The following is a 19743-nucleotide window of genomic DNA, read 5'->3' as shown; positions in this document are numbered from 1 at the left end:
AATCAGTTGGACCAGCCGCCGTCGATCAGATGGATCGCGCCGGTGGTAAAGGTGGATTCGTCCGAACCCAGGTAGATGGCCAGCGCAGCAATCTCTTCCGGCGAGCCAACGCGTCCCATCGGCTGACGCGCCACGAACTGCTCGCGCACTGCCGCGAGGCTCGTGCCCGCCACATCGGCTTGCGTCGCAATGCGCTGGTGCAGCGATGGCGACTCCACCGTGCCGGGACAGATGGCATTGCAGCGAATGCCACGCGCCACGAAGTCGGCCGCAATCGACTTCGTCAACCCAATCACAGCGGCCTTGCTCGTGCCGTAGACGCAGCGATTGGCCACGCCCTTCACGCTCGACGCCGCCGACGACATGTTGATGATCGCGCCGCTCCCTGCGGCCAGCATGGCGGGAAGAAAAGCGCGCGTGGTCCGGTACATGCTCTTGACGTTCAGATCGAACGAGAAGTCCCACGCCGCCTCGTCGCACTCCAGAATCGAGCCGTGATGTACGAAACCCGCGCAGTTGAACAGCACGTCGATCGCACCGAATTCCTGGGCGAGCGCCGTGACCGCAGCGGCATCAGTCACATCGAGCGGACGCCGCAGCAGATGGGGATGATCGTCGAGTTGCGCGAGCGTCTCGACGTTCAGATCGGTTGCGACCACGCGTGCGCCTTCGCGCAAATAGGCTTCGACGCTTGCGCGGCCGATGCCCTGTGCCGCGGCGGTAATGACGGCGGTCTTACCCGCCAGCCGGCCTGTCATGGGTGCCTCCTCGTGGGCCTGTGGATTCGGTTCGGATGGGATCGGATGGGTTTGGGATAGGTGTGGGGCACGTTGACGACCGTGGGCAGATCAGATGTCGGCCGTTCCTTCAGCCGCGCTTACCGGGCTGCCCGACGCCGCATAGGCGTCGCGCACGCGGCAAAGATGACGCCGCATCGCTTGCGCCGCCTGCTCGGGGTCGCGAGCCTTCAAGGCGTCGAGAATATGGCGATGGTCCTGAAGACTGCGTGCCAGCACCCCATCGACTTGCGACGTCACTCGGCGGCTCCGCTTGCCGAGCAGATAGAGGCTGTTCGAGATGCTTTGCAGGAACGGGTTCTCGCACGCATCGACGATCGTCTCGTGAAATGCCATATCCGCCGCCGAGAACGTTTCCGGATTGCCCAGGAGCGCCTGTTCGTCATCGACGAGTGTGTGCAGCCGCGCGATATCTGCATCGCTGATGTGCATGGCGGCAAGCGCCGCGACACCCGGCTCGATGACCAGCCGCGCATCGAATAGCGCTTCGAGCGTGCCCGCATTGAGTTCGATGACCATCTCGAGGGGCTCGAGCAATTCGCGCATCTCGAGCGATCCGACGAACGTCCCCTCTCCCTGCCGGATACGCAGCAAGCCCAACAACGCGAGCCCCCGGATCGCTTCGCGTACCGCCGGACGGCCGACACCCAGCATGCTCGCGAGATCGCGCTCAGGCGGAAGCTGCTGACCGGGCTTGAGCAGCCCGGTACGAATCATCGTGAGCAGACGCTGCGCGACCTGCTCAGAGACGGAAACCTGCACGATGGGATCGAAGGACATGGCGTCGGTGACAGAGGCGAACGGCAGCAGGAAACAACGCCTTTCAGTGGTAAGACCAATGAACGAGACATTACGCCTGACATTCATCGTGTGTCAACGCGAGTGCTGCGGCTCCCGCATTCGCCATTCGTCCTATGGAATTTCCCGACGGCATCCGACTCGGGTTCAGAAGCATCGTCGCGTAAGATCGTTTGTCTACGCGCTTCTCGACGGACCTGCGTGATCCGTCCGATGACACGGCCAGGCCACGCCTTTCTGTTGTCGGGGTGTCACTTTTCTGCGACCATGAGTCGCCGCCCCGACATTCTCACCGAGGCAATGTTCCCGCCGTTGCTTGATCAGCCGTACCTCAAGCCGCATCCGTTCCCCGAATTCTGGAGTCTCCGACGATGTCCTCCTCAAAGACCGCCAAGCTGGTCCACTGGACCATGTACATGCCAATCCTGGCCCTCGTTGCACTTGGCGTCGCCGGGTTCCTGCCTTACGGCGCATCGCTTGCACTATGCGGCGTCGCGCTAGCTGGCGCCGTGTTCTCTGCCGTTCATCACGCCGAAACCGTCGCCCACAAGGTTGGCGAGCCGTTCGGCACGCTCGTGCTCGCGGTCGCCGTGACCATCATTGAAGTGGCGCTGATCGTCTCGGTGATGCTCTCGGGTGGCCCCGACAAAGCGGGGCTGGCGCGTGACACCGTGTTCGCAGCCATCATGATCGTGTCGACGGGGATCGTGGGGCTGTGCCTGCTTTTCGGCGGCGTGCGTCACCACACACAGGGCTTTCACGTGGAAGGCGCGAGTGCGGCGCTCGCGGTGCTGTGCGCCTTGTCGGTACTCACGCTGGTTCTGCCGAACTACACCAGTTCGGTACTGGGCCCAGGGCTCACGGCGTCGCAACTGGCCTTCGAAGGCATGATTTCGCTCGTGCTGTACATGGTGTTCGTGTTCGTGCAGACGGTGAGCCATCGCGACTACTTCCTCGCGCAAGCGCCGAGCGAAGAGACCCACGTGCCGCCGCCGTCGCGTCGCGCGGCCATCCTGAGTCTGGGGCTGCTGGTAGTGGCGCTGCTGGCTGTCGTCGGTCTCGCGAAAAAGCTCTCGCCCGCCGTGGAAAATGCCGTGGCGGTGGCCGGCGCACCGAAAGCAGTCGTCGGTATCGTAATTGCAGCGCTGGTGTTGTTGCCGGAAGGCCTGGCGGCCCTGCGCGCCGCGCGTGCGAACAAACTTCAGACGAGTCTGAATCTCGCTCTCGGCTCGGCACTGGCGAGTATCGGGCTCACCATCCCGACCGTAGCGGCCGTCTCGCTGCTGCTCGACCAGCCTATCGAACTCGGTCTGGCGCCGAAAGATATGGTGTTGCTCGCCGTCACGCTGCTCGTCGGCGTAATCACGCTCGGCACCGGACGCACGACCGTGCTGCAAGGGGCCGTTCACCTGGTGCTGTTCGCCACCTTCCTGTTCCTGGCGATAGTGCCCTGATTTGCGGGCGGCCCCGCCTATCGGGCGAGGCGGCTCCCCCCGGTTACCCGTCAATAACCCGGCTGACGCAGCGGGCTGAGCGCGGCGGCGTCAGCCGCGCGCCGGTGTCCGCTCAAGACTGGCTGGCGTCCTGCGTCTTCGTCTCGCCCGGGGTCGTGCCGGTAGCGTCCTTCGTGTCCGACGGGACGCCGAGCAACGCCCCCAACAGCTTGCTGCCAGCCGCATTGCGTTTGCCTTGCGCGCCGACCTGCTTGCCGCCTTGCGGGCCACGACGCACACCGGCGTCGATCTTCAGGCCCTTGCGTTTCTGAATTTCAAATTTTGTCTGGGTCATGATGCTGTCCGTTGTGGGCTGCCCGCCAGGCATCAGGCAGGCTGAATCAAATTCAGGGGGGTCCGGAAGGCTCAGAGGTCGATACCGAGGCTGCCATCGGCGGCCAGCGCCTTTGCCAGCGCGTAAGCGGCTTCGAGCGCATCGCCAGCCCATCGGTAGCCGTCAGGCGTGGTGTGGGTGAGCGGCGGATCCAGCGTTTCGATGACGTCATCTACATCGCGCCAGCCGGTGAAATGCACCACGCCGTGGAACTGCCCGTCCGGCGCCGGCGACGTCTCCGCCCAATAGTAGAAGTCCTCCGCCTGCAGGCAGCCCTCGAAACCCATATCGATCCTGTCGATCCGGTGAAAAGGCGGCATCGTAGCACGCCGCATGACGAGCGGCATACCCGCGCAAGGCAGTAGAATACGGCAGCATAGCAACCCACGACTCTAGACATCACGATGTTCACCGGAATTGTTCAAGGCACGGCCACGCTGTCATCCATCGAAGATCGCGACGGCATGCGCACCCTCGAGTTGGCGTTTCCCGAAGGCTTCTGCGAAGACCTGACGCTCGGTGCCAGCGTCTCGGTCGATGGCGTCTGCCTGACGGTCACTCAACTGCTCTCGTCGACCGCCGCATCGTTCGACGTCATCCTCCAAAGCCTGAACGTCACGACGCTCGGCAGCTTCGGCACCGGCGCGCAGGTCAATATCGAGCGCGCGGCGAAGGATGGGGCCGAAATCGGCGGCCATCCGCTATCGGGCCATATCGACTTCTCGACGGAAATTCTGAGCGTACGCACATCGGACACCAATCGTGTGTTGCGCATCGCCATTCCCGAAGCGTTCCGCAAGTACATCTTTGCGAAGGGCTACATCGCGATCAATGGCGCGAGCCTGACGGTCTCGGAGGTGAATCGGCAGGAAGGCTGGTTCGAAGTGTGGCTGATTCCGGAGACACGCCGGATGACGACGTTCGAAGACAAGCTCGCCGGCACGCGCGTCAACATCGAGATCGAACGTAGCACGCAGGTGGTTGTCGACACGGTACGTGAGGCGGTTCAGGAAAGTCTTGGCCGTCTGCAACCGGTGCTAGAAGCCCTGCTCAAGGAAAAGGGGCTTTCGCTCGACGACTTCGTCAGTGCGCCGCGCTTGCCTTCGGGCAAGGCAAGCGACAAACCGGCATCCAAGGCCTGAGCCTGAACCCGCCGCCCGGCATCGAAGACACTGCGCTAACTTGCCAACGGCAAGTTTTACGAGTGCCTCAACATGCCCCTCCGGGGGTCTTCTCCCCGATGCGCCGGGTATAGCGGGACATTTGTCTCGCACCGACGCAACGCGTCTCGATATGGCTCGCCGAAAGGGGGCCAGTTGAGTGGCCAGCGCACCTCTGACGCACTGGCTACCGATTCTTCACACCCCGCCCTGGCTCGATAGTGCGATTCCCTCGATGACGCCCCCGTCCATCTATGTTCCAGCGCGTAGTAAGGCGCGTGAGGACGCCCATGACCCATCGCGATAAAATTTCGCTTAACGAAAATAAATTATCGTGAAATAATAATTATCATCCCGACAACACGTTGCGCCTCCCATGGTCCCGAACAAAACGCTACCGCCCGGCGCCTCCGCTGGCCTGCCGGAACCTCCGCGGCGAATCGCGCGAATCCGTCGCCTGAGCAACGTGATGGCGTGGGCGTGCCTCACGGTTCCCGTGCTGCTTGTGCTTGGCATGCTGCGTTATTGGACGGCGACATCTGCCGCAGACGTCTTTCGTCACGCAGGCCTGGGCATCGCGCCCCCCGCAACGATCGACGCGCTCTCACGCGTCGGAGGATTTGCGATTTCGATGGTGCCGCTCGCCGCATTGGTCTTTGGCCTCCTGGCCGCACGTCAATGCTTCCAGTTGTTTGCGAACGATCAGGCACTTACTGCCGCGGCCGTGCGTTCGCTTCGGACATTTGCCTTGGCCATGGCGGTATCCGCCGCGCTGCAGCCTTTGGCAGGTGCGGCGCTCAGTGTGCTTCTTAGCACATTGAGCACCGAACGGACATGGAGCCTCGCCGTGAACGTGGGATCGGACACGCTGCTGCAATTGCTGTTCTCCGGAATCGTCGTCGTGATCGCCTGGGTTCTCGTCGAAGCGACCGAAATCGCGGACGAGCATCGACAGTTCGTCTGAGGGAAGGTTGATGCCAATACGAGTCACGCTGGGCGTGATGCTCGCCGAGCGCAACGTCAAGTCCAAGGAATTGGCAGAGTTCGTGGGGATCACGGAAGCCAACCTCTCCCTTCTCAAGCAGGGGAAGGTCAAGGGCATTCGCTTTGAAACGCTCGAGCAAATCTGCGTCTATCTTCAGTGCCAGCCCGGCGACTTGCTTCGCTACGAACCCGCCATTCACACCGAAGACGGTGAAGACACCGACACATGATGCCCAACGCAAATTCGCTGCGCCGTTCCGCACGGCGGCATTCGTTCGCCATCGCCCTCATTGCGATATCCGGCGGGCTTGGTGGTTGCTCGTCGCAACAGATGTATGCCACCGGACAAGCGTGGCACAGAAGTCTTTGCAACGAGCAGCCCGTCGATATGCGTAGTCGGTGTCAGGCCGACGCGAACAGAAACTACGACATGTACCGGCGCGACACCACACCCGCAAAGCCGGATTGACCCGTTATCGCTTTGCGGTGAGCTTCATATCGGAGAGCACGCCGTCAGTCCACGAAGCGGGAGGCTCGTCACGACGAGTCCCCCTGCTCCGGGGCGCCGAGTATGACATCGATCGCTGCCTGGCCGGCGATTTCCGCCACCAGATAGGCCCATCGCCGCGAAAACGGTCCGTTGCGAACCTTGATAGGCGTACCAAGTGCCACGATGCCTGCCAGCTTGATCGGACCATCCACGCGAAACCATACGTCGAACGTGTCCTGCGCGACCGGCTTCAACTCTACGTGGATCTCAAAGCCACGGTACGCAATCGTTCTTTCCATCGTCACCTCCCGGCGTCGTCGAGGACACAGCCTGCAGAAAACATCAGCACAGCCGTCTATCGAGTTGCAACGCGCGCAGTGATGGTACTCCCTCAAACACCATCGCCCCCGCCAATGACTGGTTCGTCTTGTCGTCAACATGCCGGCGACATCACAGCAGAAGGCATTGCGCCGTGAGTCGGACAATCGCGGCCCGAAGGATAGTCGCCTACAATGCGGGCATGGTGTTTCGCCACGATCCGCCTACCGGGCGGAACAAGGATAGTCCGCTAGAAGCCACCGTAACGAAGCACCCATCCAACCCTCGCCAAATCAAGAGATACGATTCTTCATGCAACTTGCTACCTGGAACGTCAACTCGCTCAAGGTTCGTCTCGGCCACGTACAGGATTGGCTGCGCAGCAATCCGGTCGACGTTCTCTGTCTTCAGGAACTGAAGCTCACCGACGAGAATTTCCCGATCACGGAAATCGCCGCGCTTGGCTATACCTCGCACTTCACCGGGCAAAAAACGTATAACGGCGTTGCACTGCTGGTCAACCACGCGAAAGTGGGCGAAGCCAAGGATCTCGTCAAGAATTTGCCGAACTTCGCCGACGAGCAGCAGCGGCTCATCACGGCGACGATCGGAGACGTGCGGGTGGTCTGCGGCTACTTCCCGAACGGACAGGCGGTCGGTTCAGACAAGTTCGCCTACAAGCTGAACTGGCTTGACGCCCTCACCCATTGGCTCTCCGATGAAATGGAGCGTCATCCGAAACTCGCGCTTCTCGGCGATTACAACATCGCGCCCGAAGACCGCGACGTGCACGATCCCGCGAAATGGGAAGGCCAGAATCTGGTGTCACCGCAAGAGCGTCAGGCGTTCGCACGCCTGCAAGGGCTTGGCTTGCGTGACACATTCCGCATGTTCGATCAGCCGGAAAAGACGTTCAGTTGGTGGGACTACCGCATGGGCGCCTTCCGCCGCAATGCCGGCTTGCGCATCGACCACATCCTCGTGTCGTCCTCGTTGGCAGAGCGTTGCATCGCTTGCGAAATCGACCGTGTACCGCGCACCTGGGAACAGCCGTCGGATCACACCCCGGTCGTTGCCACGTTCAAGGACTGACGAGCGCGTCTGCGCTCGTTTCCCCCTCGGCAATGCAAAACGGCACCTGAATCAGGTGCCGTATTTTCTTCATCGGGCGAAGCCTTGGCAGGTCACTGGCCGGCGCGCGGGTCCGTCAGACGCGACTCATAGACGAAGCAGCGAATCGCCGCCTTGTTGCGCGTGTCCATTTGCATGAATTCCAGCCCGTAAGCCCAGGTGCCATCAACAAGCGGCCCCTCGACGCCGCGCACCGCCGCCATGCCGAGAATCGGCACGACGTCCGCACCGATCGGCACACGGAACTGCAACGCGACATGATGGCAGCCATCGGGTAACGACGCCTTCGCCAGGATCCCCGCCCCATCGGCGCTGATGTCTCGCACCATCACCAGCCACTCGGGCGTGTCCTGCGGATCGGCGAGCATGCGGGTAAATGACGCCCGCGTCGTTTCGTCCAGCGGCGACAGTCGCGCGACCAGCCGCGTATCGACACGAGGCGTGCGTCGCACCGGTGTCTCACGTACATGAGACGGACGCGAGACCAACACATAATCGAACGGCCCATGGTAGACGCTATGCACATCGCAGGTGAATTCGTACAGGTTGTCGCCAGGGAACGTCCAGAAAGCGAGCCTATCGCCCGCGCTCACCGGCAAACGCGTCTCCCCTGCCGTGGGCGGCGTGATGATCAACATGCCATTGGGCGCCCGGCCGATCAGCCGCGCACGCACACGCGTGGTCTGCGCTTCCGGCGCGACGCGCACCTGTATCCATGCACCGATAGGCAATGGCACGGGCAAACCGTGGAGATACACCGTCGACGCCCCCGCTCCCAGCGGCGATGCTGCGTTTGCCGCCTCCGTGCGGCCTGCCGCCTCGCCCGTGGTGGCCCCATCGGGCAGCGGCCGGTGCGGCGCGAACATGGTGAAGAGCCAATCGAGATCGGCCTCGGACGGCAAACGTTCGCCCGCCGCCAGCAACGGCGTGCCATCGGCATCGAACAAAGGCCAGGAGAGTGGAACATGTGCATCAAGCTCGCGGCGGTTGACTGCCACGAACCCCGGATAGCCTGACGCAATACAAGTCGAGTGCATGGTACCTGGAGGGTATGAAACCCTTGATAGTTTGGGAACAAGGCATTGGCCTTCCCCGCATTCCGGCACGCGGGGCCGCATCTTGGGCGACCCTCTTCGTGCCGGCATCCGTGGCCAACACCCAACAAATGTCGCCAACTACAGAAATGCCACGCATCCAGCCGGCTGGAAACGCCGCTCCCACAAGGAGCGATGCGTTGCGTGTACGTATTTTTACCACGAAAGCACGCCTGTTCTGACGACGGAATATCGGGCAAAAGGCCCGTCAATCTCCGCTTGGGTCAACGGATGCAACACCCGCAGCCCCTCGCCGCACCAACATGGATTGACGAATCGTGCCGGCCTGAAGCGGCAGGCGAATGGCCCAGAACCAGGGAAGCGTGTGACGGCATGCTTGCGCCAGCCCCGGCAGGTAACGAACTTCAGGGCATGTCAGCCAATCGGCCAACCGCTCCGCTAACGATTCCGTCGAGCCTGCCTCGCTCGACAGGCACATGCGCAACGCGATCGCCTGAGGCAAATGACGCCATGCCGCGTCACCGTTCATTGTTTCGTTGAGCAGCGCCAGCGCGTAGTGGCGATACAGGCGAAGAGCATCCGCGGAAGTCGTCGCCCCCCGGAGCGCACTCGACTCGTCTTTCGCGGTCGACCAAGGTCGTTGCCATTGCGGCTGAGTCGCCAGCCAGCTCAGTCCGGCCACGAGGGAAATCAGCCGAACCCGGCGCGATATCGATGGGCTCAGGGGTGTCTGCCCGACAGGCATCACGAGCGGGACATCGCGGAAAATGTCTTCGATATCGGCATGTCCGGCGGGGCGCAATTGCACATGGCCGGGCGCGCGAGCCGAACTCACCAGCGCGTTCAGCCGGTCTGTCGCACTCAATGATGCGCGTGCAGCGTCTTCGGGGGTACCGATGTCTGTGCCGACGGTAGTGACGTCGGTATGCGTAGTGTCCCACGTTCCATGGCATGCGGCATTGGCACGGTGCTCGCCTTCCTTCCCACACCAACGTCCGATCAGCCTGACGAAGCCATCCAGACGACGCTCTACCGGCCAGAGTCCGGCGAGAAACCCGAACTCTCGCAGCAGTGCCGGGAGCTGTGCCATGGTGCCGGGCAGATAATCCTCGGGCGACTCGGCATCGCGCACAACCACTCGCGTGCCAAGCCATTGCCAACCCGGCAGCGTATCGTGAACGAAAGGCGCGTCACTCTCCTTCGGCTCACCACCGGTATGCGAGCCAAGAAGTCTGGCCAGCAGATGCACCGGCAGTCGCGCGGCGACGTTGCCGTCCGCCCGAATCAACACGGCGAAACTCGCGTCGGACGCATTGATCCCATCCGCAGAGAGGGCGATGGGCACCTGTGCCGGCAAAGCATCGAACCATGCCTCACGCAACGCCTGAGTGCGCAACGGGCCGACGCCACCCGCACGTTCACCCGCCCAGTAGAGGGTCTGGCACATTGCCCCGGCAAGTGACCAGGGCGCCTTCTGCGAGGCAGGCCCACAGTCTCCGTGCAGCGCCCTCATCAGCGACGGCGTGACCCATTCCGCTCGCCCACGCCATAGGGGTACGTCGGTCAATTCCTGAAGCGTTTGGGTCAGCCATTGAGCACGCAGTTCAGAGAGTCCGTCATGCTCGCCAATGCCCCCTGTCTCACTCAATGCGGCCAGCAAGCATCCGAGCCACTCGCTGCGCCGCACATGTTCCGGCAGCCGATGCAACGGCGGCGCCGCTTCGTGCCCCATGTCGAACATGCCCGGCTTGCGGCCCAATGCGATCAGCAGTTGCATGAAGACATTCGCTCGCGCCGTCGGCTGATCGGGCGGAAGTGTCATCCACGACTGCACGACCTTGTCGAGTTCCGGCGGCGCCAAGCTGCGAAGCCATGTCGCATCGAGACGAATGCGAGCGTCCAGCCACCGCGTACCAGCCAGATTACAATCGGGCCCGATACGCAGGCGTTTCAGACTCGCGCCGCAAAACCGGGCATTGCGCAGATTGCAAGACGCAAAGAACGCGCCGTTGAGCTTCGCCCCGCGAGCGTCCCATTCGGTAAGCACGCACTGGCGGAATTCGGCCCCACGAAGATCGGCACCCAACGCCTGCGCTTTGCGCATCGCCATCGACGTCCATTGCGAACGCTTTGCCTTGGTCCCGACCAGTTTCATGCCGTGCGCGCTGCCACCGATGAAGCGGGCGCCGTGCAACGTGGCTTGTTGGAAAGAAACCTCATCGAGACGCGCCTTCGTGAATGTCACTCCCGCGCATTTGGCTTCACTCATGTCAGCACCACACATGACGGTGTGCAAGATCACGGCGTCACGAAGATCGGCTTTCACAAACCGCGCATCGCTCAGATCCGCCGCCCGAAAATTCCCGCCACGCAGATTTGCGCTTTCAAAATCCGCGCCGATCTGCTTCGAACAAGCGAACCCCGACTTGGGCAATGACGCTCCGCCCCACCACACACCATTGAAATGCCCGCCGCAAAACTGCGCGCCCGGCGCTATCACGCCGCGCAAATCAGCATTGGGCATCCACAAATCGGGAAGCCTGGCATTGCGCAAATTCGATAGTGTCAGTGCGGCATTCAACACGGAAACCGGCCATTCGCGCATGGGCAGGCGCTCACATGCCAGCACGTCGCCCGAAGCCTCGTCGGCCGACGGCAACCAATGCCATAGCGCGGCCGTTGCCGCCTGGCAATGCTGCGTGCTGCACCATTTCACCAGATCGCGCGCCACCGCTGCGGCACGCTCGCCATCGAGCAGGTGCGAAAAGCGAGTGACCCATGCCTGTTTGAGCGCCCCCTTGTCAAACGGCAACTCCCCCGACGAGGCATCCGCCGTTGCTCCCAGCGTCTCGATGCTTGCGTATCGCCCCAGCGCTTCCGGCGACGAAGGGAGAATGTTCACCAACCAAGCGACTTGCTGAGCGATCATGCGCCGCTCGTCTTCGTTGGCACGCAGAATCGCACGGCGCAGCGCCTCGGGCGGTGCCGCGCTGAGCGCTGCGATATCGGAAGACGATAATGAGCCGCGACTGACGGCACTGCCCTCGACATCGCGGACTGCCGCCGAGGTTTGTTCCCCGCCGGATATCTGGTTCTGAACCGACCACATGCATCGCTCCTTGGCACACGCTTGTGCGTATGCGCGAAAAGCCACCATGTTGCCGAAGGAATTCGGTGCCGCGCGTTAAGGAATTTCTGATTTAGTGCGCAGCCCCGTCGCGGGATGCCGTTGTCTCAGGCGAGACAGAGCGTCAGCGCGTCACGCCAGTCGGGCGCCCGAACGCCGAAGGTGCGTGCCAGCTTGTCGTTGTCGAGGATCGAGTAGGCAGGACGTTTGGCCGGCAGCGGATAGGCAGAAGTCGGAATTGCCACAACGTTCGGCCGCTTTTCCGGCGCGCTCAGATCGAGAATCGCTTCGGTGAATCCGTGCCAGGTCGTCTGCCCGGCGGCCGTCAAGTGATACAGACCACCGTGCTCGCGCCAGAAGTCCGCGTCGACACCGCGCTCGCCGAATCCCTGCACCAGAACCTGCGACGTCAGTTCGGCGATCGTGCGGCACCACGTTGGCGCACCATGTTGGTCAGCCACGATCCGCAACTCGTCGCGCTCGCGGGCAAGACGCTGGACGGTGAGCAGGAAATTCGCACCGCGCGCCCCATACACCCAGCTCGTGCGCAGCACCAGATGATTCGCGCCGCTCGTCGCGATGGCCGTTTCACCGGCAAGCTTGGTACGGCCGTAGACGTTCTGCGGATTGGTAGGTTCGTCCTCGCGATAGGGCGTCGACGACGTCCCGTCAAAAACGTAGTCGGTGGAGTAATGCACGACAAGCGCACCAATACGCTTGGCCTCTTCGGCCATGATGCCCGGCACGACGGCGTTGACTTGATACGCCGCGGCCTCGTCCGTCTCCGCGCGGTCGACCGCCGTGTAGGCCGCCGGATTGACGATCATGTCGGGCGCGAAGTCGCGTAACGTACGCACCACGCTGTCGATGTCGAGCAAGTCCATCTCGTTGCGCCCAGGGGCGTGCACGTCGCCCAAGCCTTGCAGGCTACGTGCCAGCTCCCAGCCCACCTGCCCGGTCGCACCGGTCAACAGGATGCGTCTTGCCATGGTCCGACTCCCTTGTCGTTATCAGTGACCCGGGGAGCCTAACCCGATTGGCTTCAGGTTTCCAGCCCCAACTCCTGAATCTTGCGCGTAATGGTGTTCCGGCCGATGCCGAGACGGCTCGCCGCTTCGACCTTGCGCCCGCGAGTGAAATCGAGTGCCTCGTTGATCAAGGCCGTTTCGAAACGGCGCGTCAGTTGGTCCATCACGTCGGGCGATGCCGAACGAAGCAAACGTGCCACTTCACGGCGCAAGATCGGCTCCCAGCTCTCGGCCCCCGTCACGTCTGCCGGCGCGCCGGCAACGCCTGTCGCCGCAGGCACACCATTGACGCCCGACGCCACACCGGAGGCCGCAGGCCCGGCGCCCACGCCACCGTACCCGATCGCAGCACCCGCGGGTGTCGACGCCGCCGCAGCGGTAGTCGACGCGGCAGCATACGCCGCCCCCCCCGCAGACGACGTGCCCGCGCCAGTCATCGATATCGGCGTCAGTGTCTGGAATTCCGGCGGCAGATCCTTGATCTCGACCGTCTGCGCCGGGGCCATGACCGTCAGCCAGTTGCTCAGATTTTCCAGTTGACGCACGTTGCCGGGGAACGGAAAGCGCGTCAGATGCGCCAATGCCGCTTCGCTGATGCGTTTCGTCTCCACCCCGAGGTCACGTGCGCTCTTCTGCAGGAAGTGACGTATCAGCAGCGGAATATCCTCGTTACGCTCGCGCAACGACGGCAAACGCAGGCGGATCACGTTCAGGCGGTGATACAGATCCTCCCGGAAGAGTCCCTGACGCACGCGATCTTCGAGATTCTGGTGCGTAGCCGCGATCACACGAACGTTCGCCTTGATCGGGCTATGCCCGCCGACGCGGTAATAATTGCCGTCCGAGAGCACGCGCAACAGACGCGTTTGCAGATCCAGCGGCATATCGCCGATTTCATCGAGGAACAGCGTGCCACTTTCGGCCTGCTCGAAGCGTCCGCGCCGCGTGGCTTGCGCACCGGTGAAAGCCCCGCGCTCGTGGCCGAACAATTCGGATTCCAGCAAATCCTTCGGAATCGCCGCCGTATTGAGGGCAATGAACGGCCCCGACGCGCGCGGTGAATGCCGGTGCAGCGCGCGCGCGACCAGCTCCTTGCCCGAACCGGATTCGCCTGTGATGAGCACCGTCGCGCTCGAATGCGATAGACGCCCGATGGCGCGGAACACGTCTTGCATCGCACTGGCCTGCCCGAGGATTTCGGGCTCTTCCGTGATGCGCTCGTCGTCCGTCGCCTCGCGCAGGCTCTCTTCGACGGCGCGCAGAATTAGTTCGACTGCGCGATCCACGTCGAACGGCTTGGCCAGGTACTCGAACGCGCCGCCTTGAAAGGCAGCAACCGCACTGTCGAGATCCGAGAAAGCGGTCATGATGATGACCGGCAGTCCGGGATGCCGTTGCTTGGCCATTTGCAGCAGTTCGAGCCCGGAGCCGCCCGCCATGCGGATGTCCGAGACCAGCACCTGTGGTGAGTCGTGTTCGAGCGCCGCACTGGCTTCGCGCGGGCCGGTAAAACTGCGCACCGGCAGGTTGGCACGCGAGAGTGCCTTTTCCAGGACCCATCGAATCGATTGATCGTCGTCTACTATCCAGATCGGCTTCATTGTTCACCGTATAACGTCTATGCCCGGCCGCAGGTGCTACGGCCAACGGCGTGAGGGCCGCATCAGCCCAGGGGCAGCAGGATTCGGAAATCCGTTCGTCCGGGCCGGCTTTCGCATTCGATCAAACCATCGTGGCGCTGCACGAACGATTGCGCCAACGTCAGTCCCAGACCGCTTCCGCCCTCTCGCCCGGAAACGAGCGGATAGAAGATACGATCACGAATGTCGGCGGGAATGCCGGGCCCGTTGTCGATCACATGCAATTCCAATGCCAGCTTGTGCAATCGCTTGGCGATCGTGATCTTTCGCGCCACGCGCGTGCGCAATTCGATACGTGCGTCGCCTCGCGCGATTTGCTCGCGTAACGCTTCGGCACCATTGCGCACGATGTTGAGCAGCGCCTGAATGAGTTGCTCCTTGTCTCCGCGAAAATCCGGCAGGCTCACGTCGTAGTCGCGCTCGATCGACAAGCCCTGCGGAAACTCGGCAAGCACCACGGAACGTACACGTTCACACACTTCGTGGATGTTCACGTCCGTGGCGATATAGGGGTGGCGATGCGGCTCGAGCAGGCGGTCGACCAGCGTCTGGAGTCTGTCGGACTCCTTGATGATGACCTGCGTGTACTCGCGCAACTCTCGCTGATCCAGCTCGAACTCCAGCAACTGCGCCGCGCCACGAATCCCGCCCAGCGGGTTCTTGATCTCGTGCGCCAGATTGCGGATGAGCTGCTTGTTCATCAACGCCTGATCGATGATGCGTTCTTCTCGCTCGTTCTTGATCTTCTGCTCGTTCTCGATCAGTTCGACGATCACGAAGTCAGGCGCTGACTCGGGCGCAGCCACGATAGCGTGCGTATGCAACGGTTCCTGAGCGGTGCGTTCAAGCACCAGATCGAGGCGTGTCGCCTGAAAGTGGTTGGCAATCAGGTCGGCCATCGTCGAGGTCAGCACCTCGCCGTTTGCGAAAACGTCGTTCCACGTCATCTGCGACAGCGAACGACGCGAGAGCGCAAGCAGCGCCTCTGCGGCCGGATTGGCGAACACAACGCGCATCGTGTGCTTCTCAAGCACCAGCAATACGGTCGGCAACGCTTCGAGACCGGGCAGGATACCGGTCGCCGCGAGCTTCGCCTCCCAAGGCTCAATACTCGTGTGCAGCGCCGACATGTGACCGGACAACCCGGCTGCGTCAGCCGTCACTTCGGTGGCATGGGTGTCTTCATCGGCAGCGGCATGCGAAGCACGCTTCGTCTGCCCTTTCGCACCAGCGCGGACACTTTTCATCAAGGATCGAGGCGATAGGTTCATGGATGGCTACGAGGTGAATACGCGCTGCGGATAAAAAAGGGGGACGGCCGCGGCCATCCCCCTTGCTTGTCGAGCATGACGGTCGGCCGCTGGCGTTCCGTCATGCCGGCGCATTCCCTGCGCAGCGATTCGATTACAGCGAGTAATACAGTTCGAACTCGAGCGGGTGCGTGGTCATTGCCACACGACGTGCTTCTTCCGTCTTGAGCGCGATGTACGAATCGAGCATGCCGTCCGTGAACACGCCACCACGGGTCAGGAACTCGCGGTCTTCGTTCAGGTATTCCAGCGCCTGTTCGAGGCTCGAGCACACGGTCGGGATCTTTGCATCCTCTTCCGGCGGCAGGTCGTACAGGTTCTTGTCGGCAGCTTCGCCCGGGTGGATCTTGTTCTGCACGCCATCCAGACCGGCCATGAGCATGGCCGAGAAGGCCAGGTACGGGTTGGCCATCGGGTCCGGGAAGCGCGCTTCGATGCGGCGGCCCTTCGGGTTGGCAACGTACGGAATACGGATCGAGGCCGAACGGTTACGCGCCGAGTAGGCCAGCTTCACCGGGGCTTCGAAGTGCGGCACGAGACGCTTGTACGAGTTCGTCGACGGGTTCGTAATGGCGTTCAGCGCGCGAGCATGCTTGATGATGCCGCCGATGTAGTACAGCGCGAATTCCGACAGACCGCCGTAGCCGTTGCCGGCGAACAGGTTCTGACCATCCTTCCAGACCGATTGGTGGATGTGCATGCCCGAACCATTGTCGCCCACGATCGGCTTCGGCATGAACGTGGCCGTCTTGCCGTAGCTGTGTGCCACGTTGTGCACGACGTACTTCAGGATCTGCGTCCAGTCGGCGCGCTGAACCAGCGTCGAGAACTTGGTGCCGATTTCGTTCTGGCCCTGACCGGCGACTTCGTGGTGGTGCACTTCAACCGGCACGCCCAGTTGTTCGAGCAACAGGCACATTTCCGAGCGCATGTCCTGGAACGTGTCGACCGGTGCGACCGGGAAGTAGCCGCCCTTCGTGCCCGGACGATGGCCGGTGTTGCCACCTTCGAAGTCCTTCGACGACGACCACGGGGCTTCTTCCGAACTCACGCGGACGAACGTGCCCGACATGTCCGTGCTCCACTGGACCGAGTCGAAAATGAAGAATTCCGGCTCCGGACCGAAGAAGGCCGTGTCGCCCAGGCCCGTGCTCTTCAGGTAGGCTTCAGCGCGCTTGGCGATGGAACGCGGGTCGCGATCGTAACCCTTGCCATCGGCCGGCTCGATCACGTCGCAGGTCAGCACCAGCGTGCTTTCTTCATAGAACGGGTCGATATAGGCAGTGTTGGGGTCCGGCACCAGCAGCATGTCCGAGGCTTCGATGCCCTTCCAGCCGGCGATCGACGAACCGTCGAAAGCATGACCGCTCTCGAACTTGTCGGCGTCGAAGTGCGACACCGGCACCGAAACGTGTTGCTCCTTGCCGCGCGTATCGGTAAAGCGGAAGTCGACGAACTTGACGTCTTCTTCCTTGACCAGATTAATCACATCTGCCACAGATTTGCTCATGCTATCTCCCGAAAGATTCAATCTGGCGCTGCTGGCGCTTATCGCCCGCGTCGCCGTACCCTCTTAACGAACTCCGTGTTCGGATTCGTCCAAGTAAAGCAGGAAGCGTGCCAACGTCTGGCCGGCGCACCTTGCCTCACCCTCTCCCTCTGATTTCTAAGGAAATAATCGATTCTGGTGCGTCCAGCCCCGAATTCCCGCTCACGGACTCAAATTCCCCATTTCGGTGCATACCACATCGAAATAGATTCATTCTGGTGCATTTGCCGATTATGCACCTTTTAGGTGCCTATAGCCGGATGCCGCGAACCGGAATTGTGCATCACAGTGCACCGTCCTAATGCACCGCTAAATACCGCGCGTTTGGCGCGTATGCGCCGAGCATCCTACGCCACGCCATTTCCAATGTCGCCAAAAGCGCATCTCGCGCGAAGTGCACGCTAGAATGAAGGACAACCATCGACTAGCGAGATCACAGCAATATGACAAGCGCCAAAGCCATTCTCGATCAAGCCACCCAACGCCGCGCCAGTGGCCAGCTCGCCTATTCGGGCGCCGTGACCCCGGAAGAAGCGTTGGCGCTGCTCAACGCCGATGCCAACGTTCGTCTGATCGACGTGCGCACGCGCGCCGAACTCGATTGGGTCGGCCGTCCGCAAGTACCCGACGGTCAGTACGCCAACGTCGAATGGGTGCGTTATCCCGGTGGGGTGCCCAATGAGCACTTCCTCGAACAACTCGCCTCGCAAACGCCCGACAAGAGCACGCCGCTGCTGTTTCTTTGCCGCAGCGCCGCCCGCTCGAAAGCGGCGGCCAAAGTTGCCTTCGAAGCAGGTTATACGCAGTCGTTCGACATTCTCGAAGGCTTCGAAGGTGACAAGGACAGCGAAGGCCATCGCAAACATGTGAGCGGCTGGTGCTTCCGCGGCCTTCCCTGGCTCGGCGCATGAGCCGCTTTCTCAGATCACGCTGATCGTCATCAACGCGAGGAGACATCGAGATGGAATGGACACATTTGCTAACTTTCGCCCTCGCCCTGTTCGTGGGTGCAGGCACACCAGGTCCGGGCATTGCGGCCATCGTCGCGCGAGTCCTCGGTCGCGGCATGCAGGGCGCGATCGCATTCTCGGCAGGCGTGGCGATCGGAGACGTTGTCTGGCTTACCCTGGCCGTGCTCGGCGTAGCCGCGCTGGCGCATACGTTCTCGGGTGTCTTCCTCGCGATCAAATACGCGGGCGCCGCTTACCTCCTCTATCTCGCATGGAAGATGTGGCACGCCCCGGCCATCGCCCCCACGGAGCCGATGACCACTGCACCGCGTGAGAAATCGTGGCGGCTCTTTCTGGGGGGCTTGTCCGTCACGATGGGTAACCCGAAGGTCGTGGTGTTCTACTTCGCCTTGCTGCCCAACCTGCTCGATCTCCAGAAGGTGACGGCGCTCGGCTATATCGAAGTCGTGGGTGTCACGCTGACAGTGCTCGCGATTGTGTTCGGCAGCTACATCGCGCTCGCCGCTCGCGCCCGCCGGCTGCTCAGTTCGGCACACGCCGTGCGACGCCTGAATCGCGCGACCGGCACGGTCATGGCCGGCGCTGCGGTCGCCATCGCTACACGCTGAACGCCGAACGCGACGCCGGCACCACCGGTCGCATCGCAAACGCCACCTCACGGGTGGCGTTTTTTCTGAGAGAGCGCATCGCGCATTGTTGCGAATCCCGTAAGTATTTATTCGCTTGATTGCCGTTTTTCCGCGATAGCCAGACGTTTAGACTCTTTTCAACGGTTGCACGCAACGCATACCGCGTCGTCACAAACCCAACGCCGGTACCGAGGCATTGCGCGCCCCCGCAGTACAGAAGAACAGGAGTCATCGTCATGAATCGCAAGCTTGTCGCCTCTGCTCTGGTGTCCACCGTGATGGTCACCGCAGCCGGCGCGGCCTTCGCGCAGAGCGCTCGCACTAGCGACGCGTATCCGGAAGGCACTCAATTCGCATGGGTAGCACAAACGTCGCAAGTCACGCGCGAGCAAGTTCGCCAGGAACTGGCCGACGCACGCGCCCAAGGATTGATCCCGCAAAACGACTACGAGTATCCGGCACTCCACTCGATAAAGCCGGGCAAAACCCGCGCTCAGGTATACGAAGAACTCGTGCGTGCACGCCAGAACGGCGAAATGAAGTGCGCGAATCCGTAACACGCCGCCGCGCTTCGCGGCATCTCTCCCCGACACCGGTCGGCGCTCGCCACTGATAGTTGCGTGCTGCATCGGCCCACATTGCCCCTCGTCATGTTGCCGTACCCCGGCAGCATGACATGACGCACACAGGCGGGACGGCATCGCCTGCCTGTGTTGCGTCACCTCGTATTGTCCCGTCGGCAGGCGCGCGCCCACGCCTCACCGGGCAAACCGTTATCTCCCCCGACCAGTTCTCTTCCCCTCTGGCCGGGCAGGCACCGACGGTTTCCCACGGGCGCATCTCCTGTCGCCATGCGTTCCCCGTTATCGCATGGGACCTTCGCCCGTTCCCCGCCCAGGGAGCGGGCATTTTTTCGTGTGCCGCGCAAG

General features: G+C 62.2%; 18 protein-coding genes and 1 pseudogene. 8 read left to right on the top strand and 11 right to left on the bottom strand.

The window, feature by feature from the left end; genetic code table 11:
• Positions 1–2: 2 nt before the first annotated feature.
• Both PHO31112_RS06225 and PHO31112_RS06220 read right to left on the bottom strand, forming a co-directional pair.
• A complete protein-coding gene (locus PHO31112_RS06225) occupies positions 3–758 on the bottom strand; it encodes an SDR family oxidoreductase (RefSeq protein WP_150619682.1) in 756 nt (251 codons plus the stop codon).
• Between the two features lie 90 nt (positions 759–848).
• Complete coding sequence (locus PHO31112_RS06220; RefSeq protein WP_150619681.1) at positions 849–1577, bottom strand: FadR/GntR family transcriptional regulator; 729 nt, start codon at positions 1575–1577, stop codon at positions 849–851.
• A 389-nt stretch (positions 1578–1966) separates the two neighbouring features.
• On the opposite strand from PHO31112_RS06220, the gene PHO31112_RS06215 reads away from it, so the two are divergent.
• On the top strand, positions 1967–3049 hold the full coding sequence (locus PHO31112_RS06215) for a calcium:cation antiporter (RefSeq protein WP_150619680.1): 1083 nt from the start codon (positions 1967–1969) through the stop codon (positions 3047–3049).
• Positions 3050–3161: 112 nt separating this feature from the next.
• Here PHO31112_RS06215 and PHO31112_RS06210 read toward each other — a convergent pair whose 3' ends face one another.
• Together PHO31112_RS06210 and PHO31112_RS06205 are read right to left on the bottom strand one after the other, a co-directional pair.
• Positions 3162–3383, bottom strand: coding sequence for a hypothetical protein (locus PHO31112_RS06210; RefSeq protein WP_150619679.1), 222 nt, complete (start codon positions 3381–3383; stop codon positions 3162–3164).
• Between the two features lie 71 nt (positions 3384–3454).
• Entirely contained in the window at positions 3455–3742 is a 288-nt protein-coding gene (locus PHO31112_RS06205) for a hypothetical protein (RefSeq protein WP_150619678.1), read from the bottom strand.
• An 84-nt stretch (positions 3743–3826) separates the two neighbouring features.
• Between PHO31112_RS06205 and PHO31112_RS06200 the strand changes: the two genes are divergently transcribed.
• The 3 genes from PHO31112_RS06200 to PHO31112_RS06190 all read left to right on the top strand — a co-directional run bounded on the left by PHO31112_RS06200 (position 3827) and on the right by PHO31112_RS06190 (position 5796).
• Positions 3827–4564, top strand: a complete 738-nt coding sequence (locus PHO31112_RS06200; protein ID WP_150619677.1) for a riboflavin synthase subunit alpha — start codon at positions 3827–3829, stop codon at positions 4562–4564.
• 394 nt (positions 4565–4958) lie between these two features.
• Positions 4959–5546 (top strand): DUF2975 domain-containing protein, encoded by a 588-nt coding sequence (locus PHO31112_RS28130; RefSeq protein WP_150619676.1) that lies wholly within the window; start codon positions 4959–4961, stop codon positions 5544–5546.
• A 10-nt stretch (positions 5547–5556) separates the two neighbouring features.
• Positions 5557–5796, top strand: coding sequence for a helix-turn-helix domain-containing protein (locus PHO31112_RS06190; protein WP_150619675.1), 240 nt, complete (start codon positions 5557–5559; stop codon positions 5794–5796).
• Between the two features lie 307 nt (positions 5797–6103).
• Here the strand turns inward: PHO31112_RS06190 and PHO31112_RS06185 are convergent, their stop codons facing one another.
• A complete protein-coding gene (locus PHO31112_RS06185) occupies positions 6104–6355 on the bottom strand; it encodes a hypothetical protein (protein WP_150619674.1) in 252 nt (83 codons plus the stop codon).
• A 331-nt stretch (positions 6356–6686) separates the two neighbouring features.
• Between PHO31112_RS06185 and xth the strand changes: the two genes are divergently transcribed.
• The gene (xth, locus tag PHO31112_RS06180) at positions 6687–7466 is read left to right on the top strand and encodes an exodeoxyribonuclease III (protein WP_150619673.1); all 780 of its coding nucleotides are present in this window, start codon (positions 6687–6689) and stop codon (positions 7464–7466) included.
• 92 nt (positions 7467–7558) lie between these two features.
• Here the strand turns inward: xth and PHO31112_RS06175 are convergent, their stop codons facing one another.
• The 6 genes and pseudogenes from PHO31112_RS06175 to glnA all read right to left on the bottom strand — a co-directional run bounded on the left by PHO31112_RS06175 (position 7559) and on the right by glnA (position 17175).
• On the bottom strand, positions 7559–8503 hold the full coding sequence (locus PHO31112_RS06175) for a flagellar brake protein (protein ID WP_174995555.1): 945 nt from the start codon (positions 8501–8503) through the stop codon (positions 7559–7561).
• Between the two features lie 304 nt (positions 8504–8807).
• The gene (locus PHO31112_RS06170) at positions 8808–11669 is read right to left on the bottom strand and encodes a pentapeptide repeat-containing protein (RefSeq protein ID WP_174995553.1); all 2862 of its coding nucleotides are present in this window, start codon (positions 11667–11669) and stop codon (positions 8808–8810) included.
• A 125-nt stretch (positions 11670–11794) separates the two neighbouring features.
• Positions 11795–12676 (bottom strand): dTDP-4-dehydrorhamnose reductase, encoded by an 882-nt coding sequence (rfbD, locus tag PHO31112_RS06165; protein WP_150619670.1) that lies wholly within the window; start codon positions 12674–12676, stop codon positions 11795–11797.
• 53 nt (positions 12677–12729) lie between these two features.
• Positions 12730–14316: a nitrogen regulation protein NR(I) gene (gene ntrC, locus PHO31112_RS06160; RefSeq protein WP_150619669.1), complete on the bottom strand. Its 1587-nt coding sequence runs from the start codon at positions 14314–14316 to the stop codon at positions 12730–12732.
• 62 nt (positions 14317–14378) lie between these two features.
• Positions 14379–15446 (bottom strand): annotated as a pseudogene (gene glnL, locus PHO31112_RS06155) (nitrogen regulation protein NR(II)); the annotation flags it as partial.
• 313 nt (positions 15447–15759) lie between these two features.
• Positions 15760–17175: a type I glutamate--ammonia ligase gene (glnA, locus tag PHO31112_RS06150; RefSeq protein WP_010804603.1), complete on the bottom strand. Its 1416-nt coding sequence runs from the start codon at positions 17173–17175 to the stop codon at positions 15760–15762.
• Between the two features lie 482 nt (positions 17176–17657).
• Between glnA and PHO31112_RS06145 the strand changes: the two genes are divergently transcribed.
• From PHO31112_RS06145 to PHO31112_RS06135, 3 genes are all read left to right on the top strand, one after another.
• Complete coding sequence (locus PHO31112_RS06145) at positions 17658–18125, top strand: rhodanese-like domain-containing protein (protein ID WP_150619668.1); 468 nt, start codon at positions 17658–17660, stop codon at positions 18123–18125.
• A gap of 50 nt (positions 18126–18175) precedes the next feature.
• Entirely contained in the window at positions 18176–18793 is a 618-nt protein-coding gene (locus tag PHO31112_RS06140) for a LysE family translocator (protein ID WP_150619667.1), read from the top strand.
• A gap of 257 nt (positions 18794–19050) precedes the next feature.
• Positions 19051–19371, top strand: coding sequence for a DUF4148 domain-containing protein (locus PHO31112_RS06135; protein WP_150619790.1), 321 nt, complete (start codon positions 19051–19053; stop codon positions 19369–19371).
• Positions 19372–19743 lie beyond the last annotated feature (372 nt).

Source organism: Pandoraea horticolens (assembly GCF_902459555.1).
Taxonomy (GTDB): domain Bacteria; phylum Pseudomonadota; class Gammaproteobacteria; order Burkholderiales; family Burkholderiaceae; genus Pandoraea; species Pandoraea horticolens.
The sequence above is the reverse complement of the archived record's forward strand: the minus strand, read 5'-3'. Positions and strand labels throughout refer to the sequence as shown.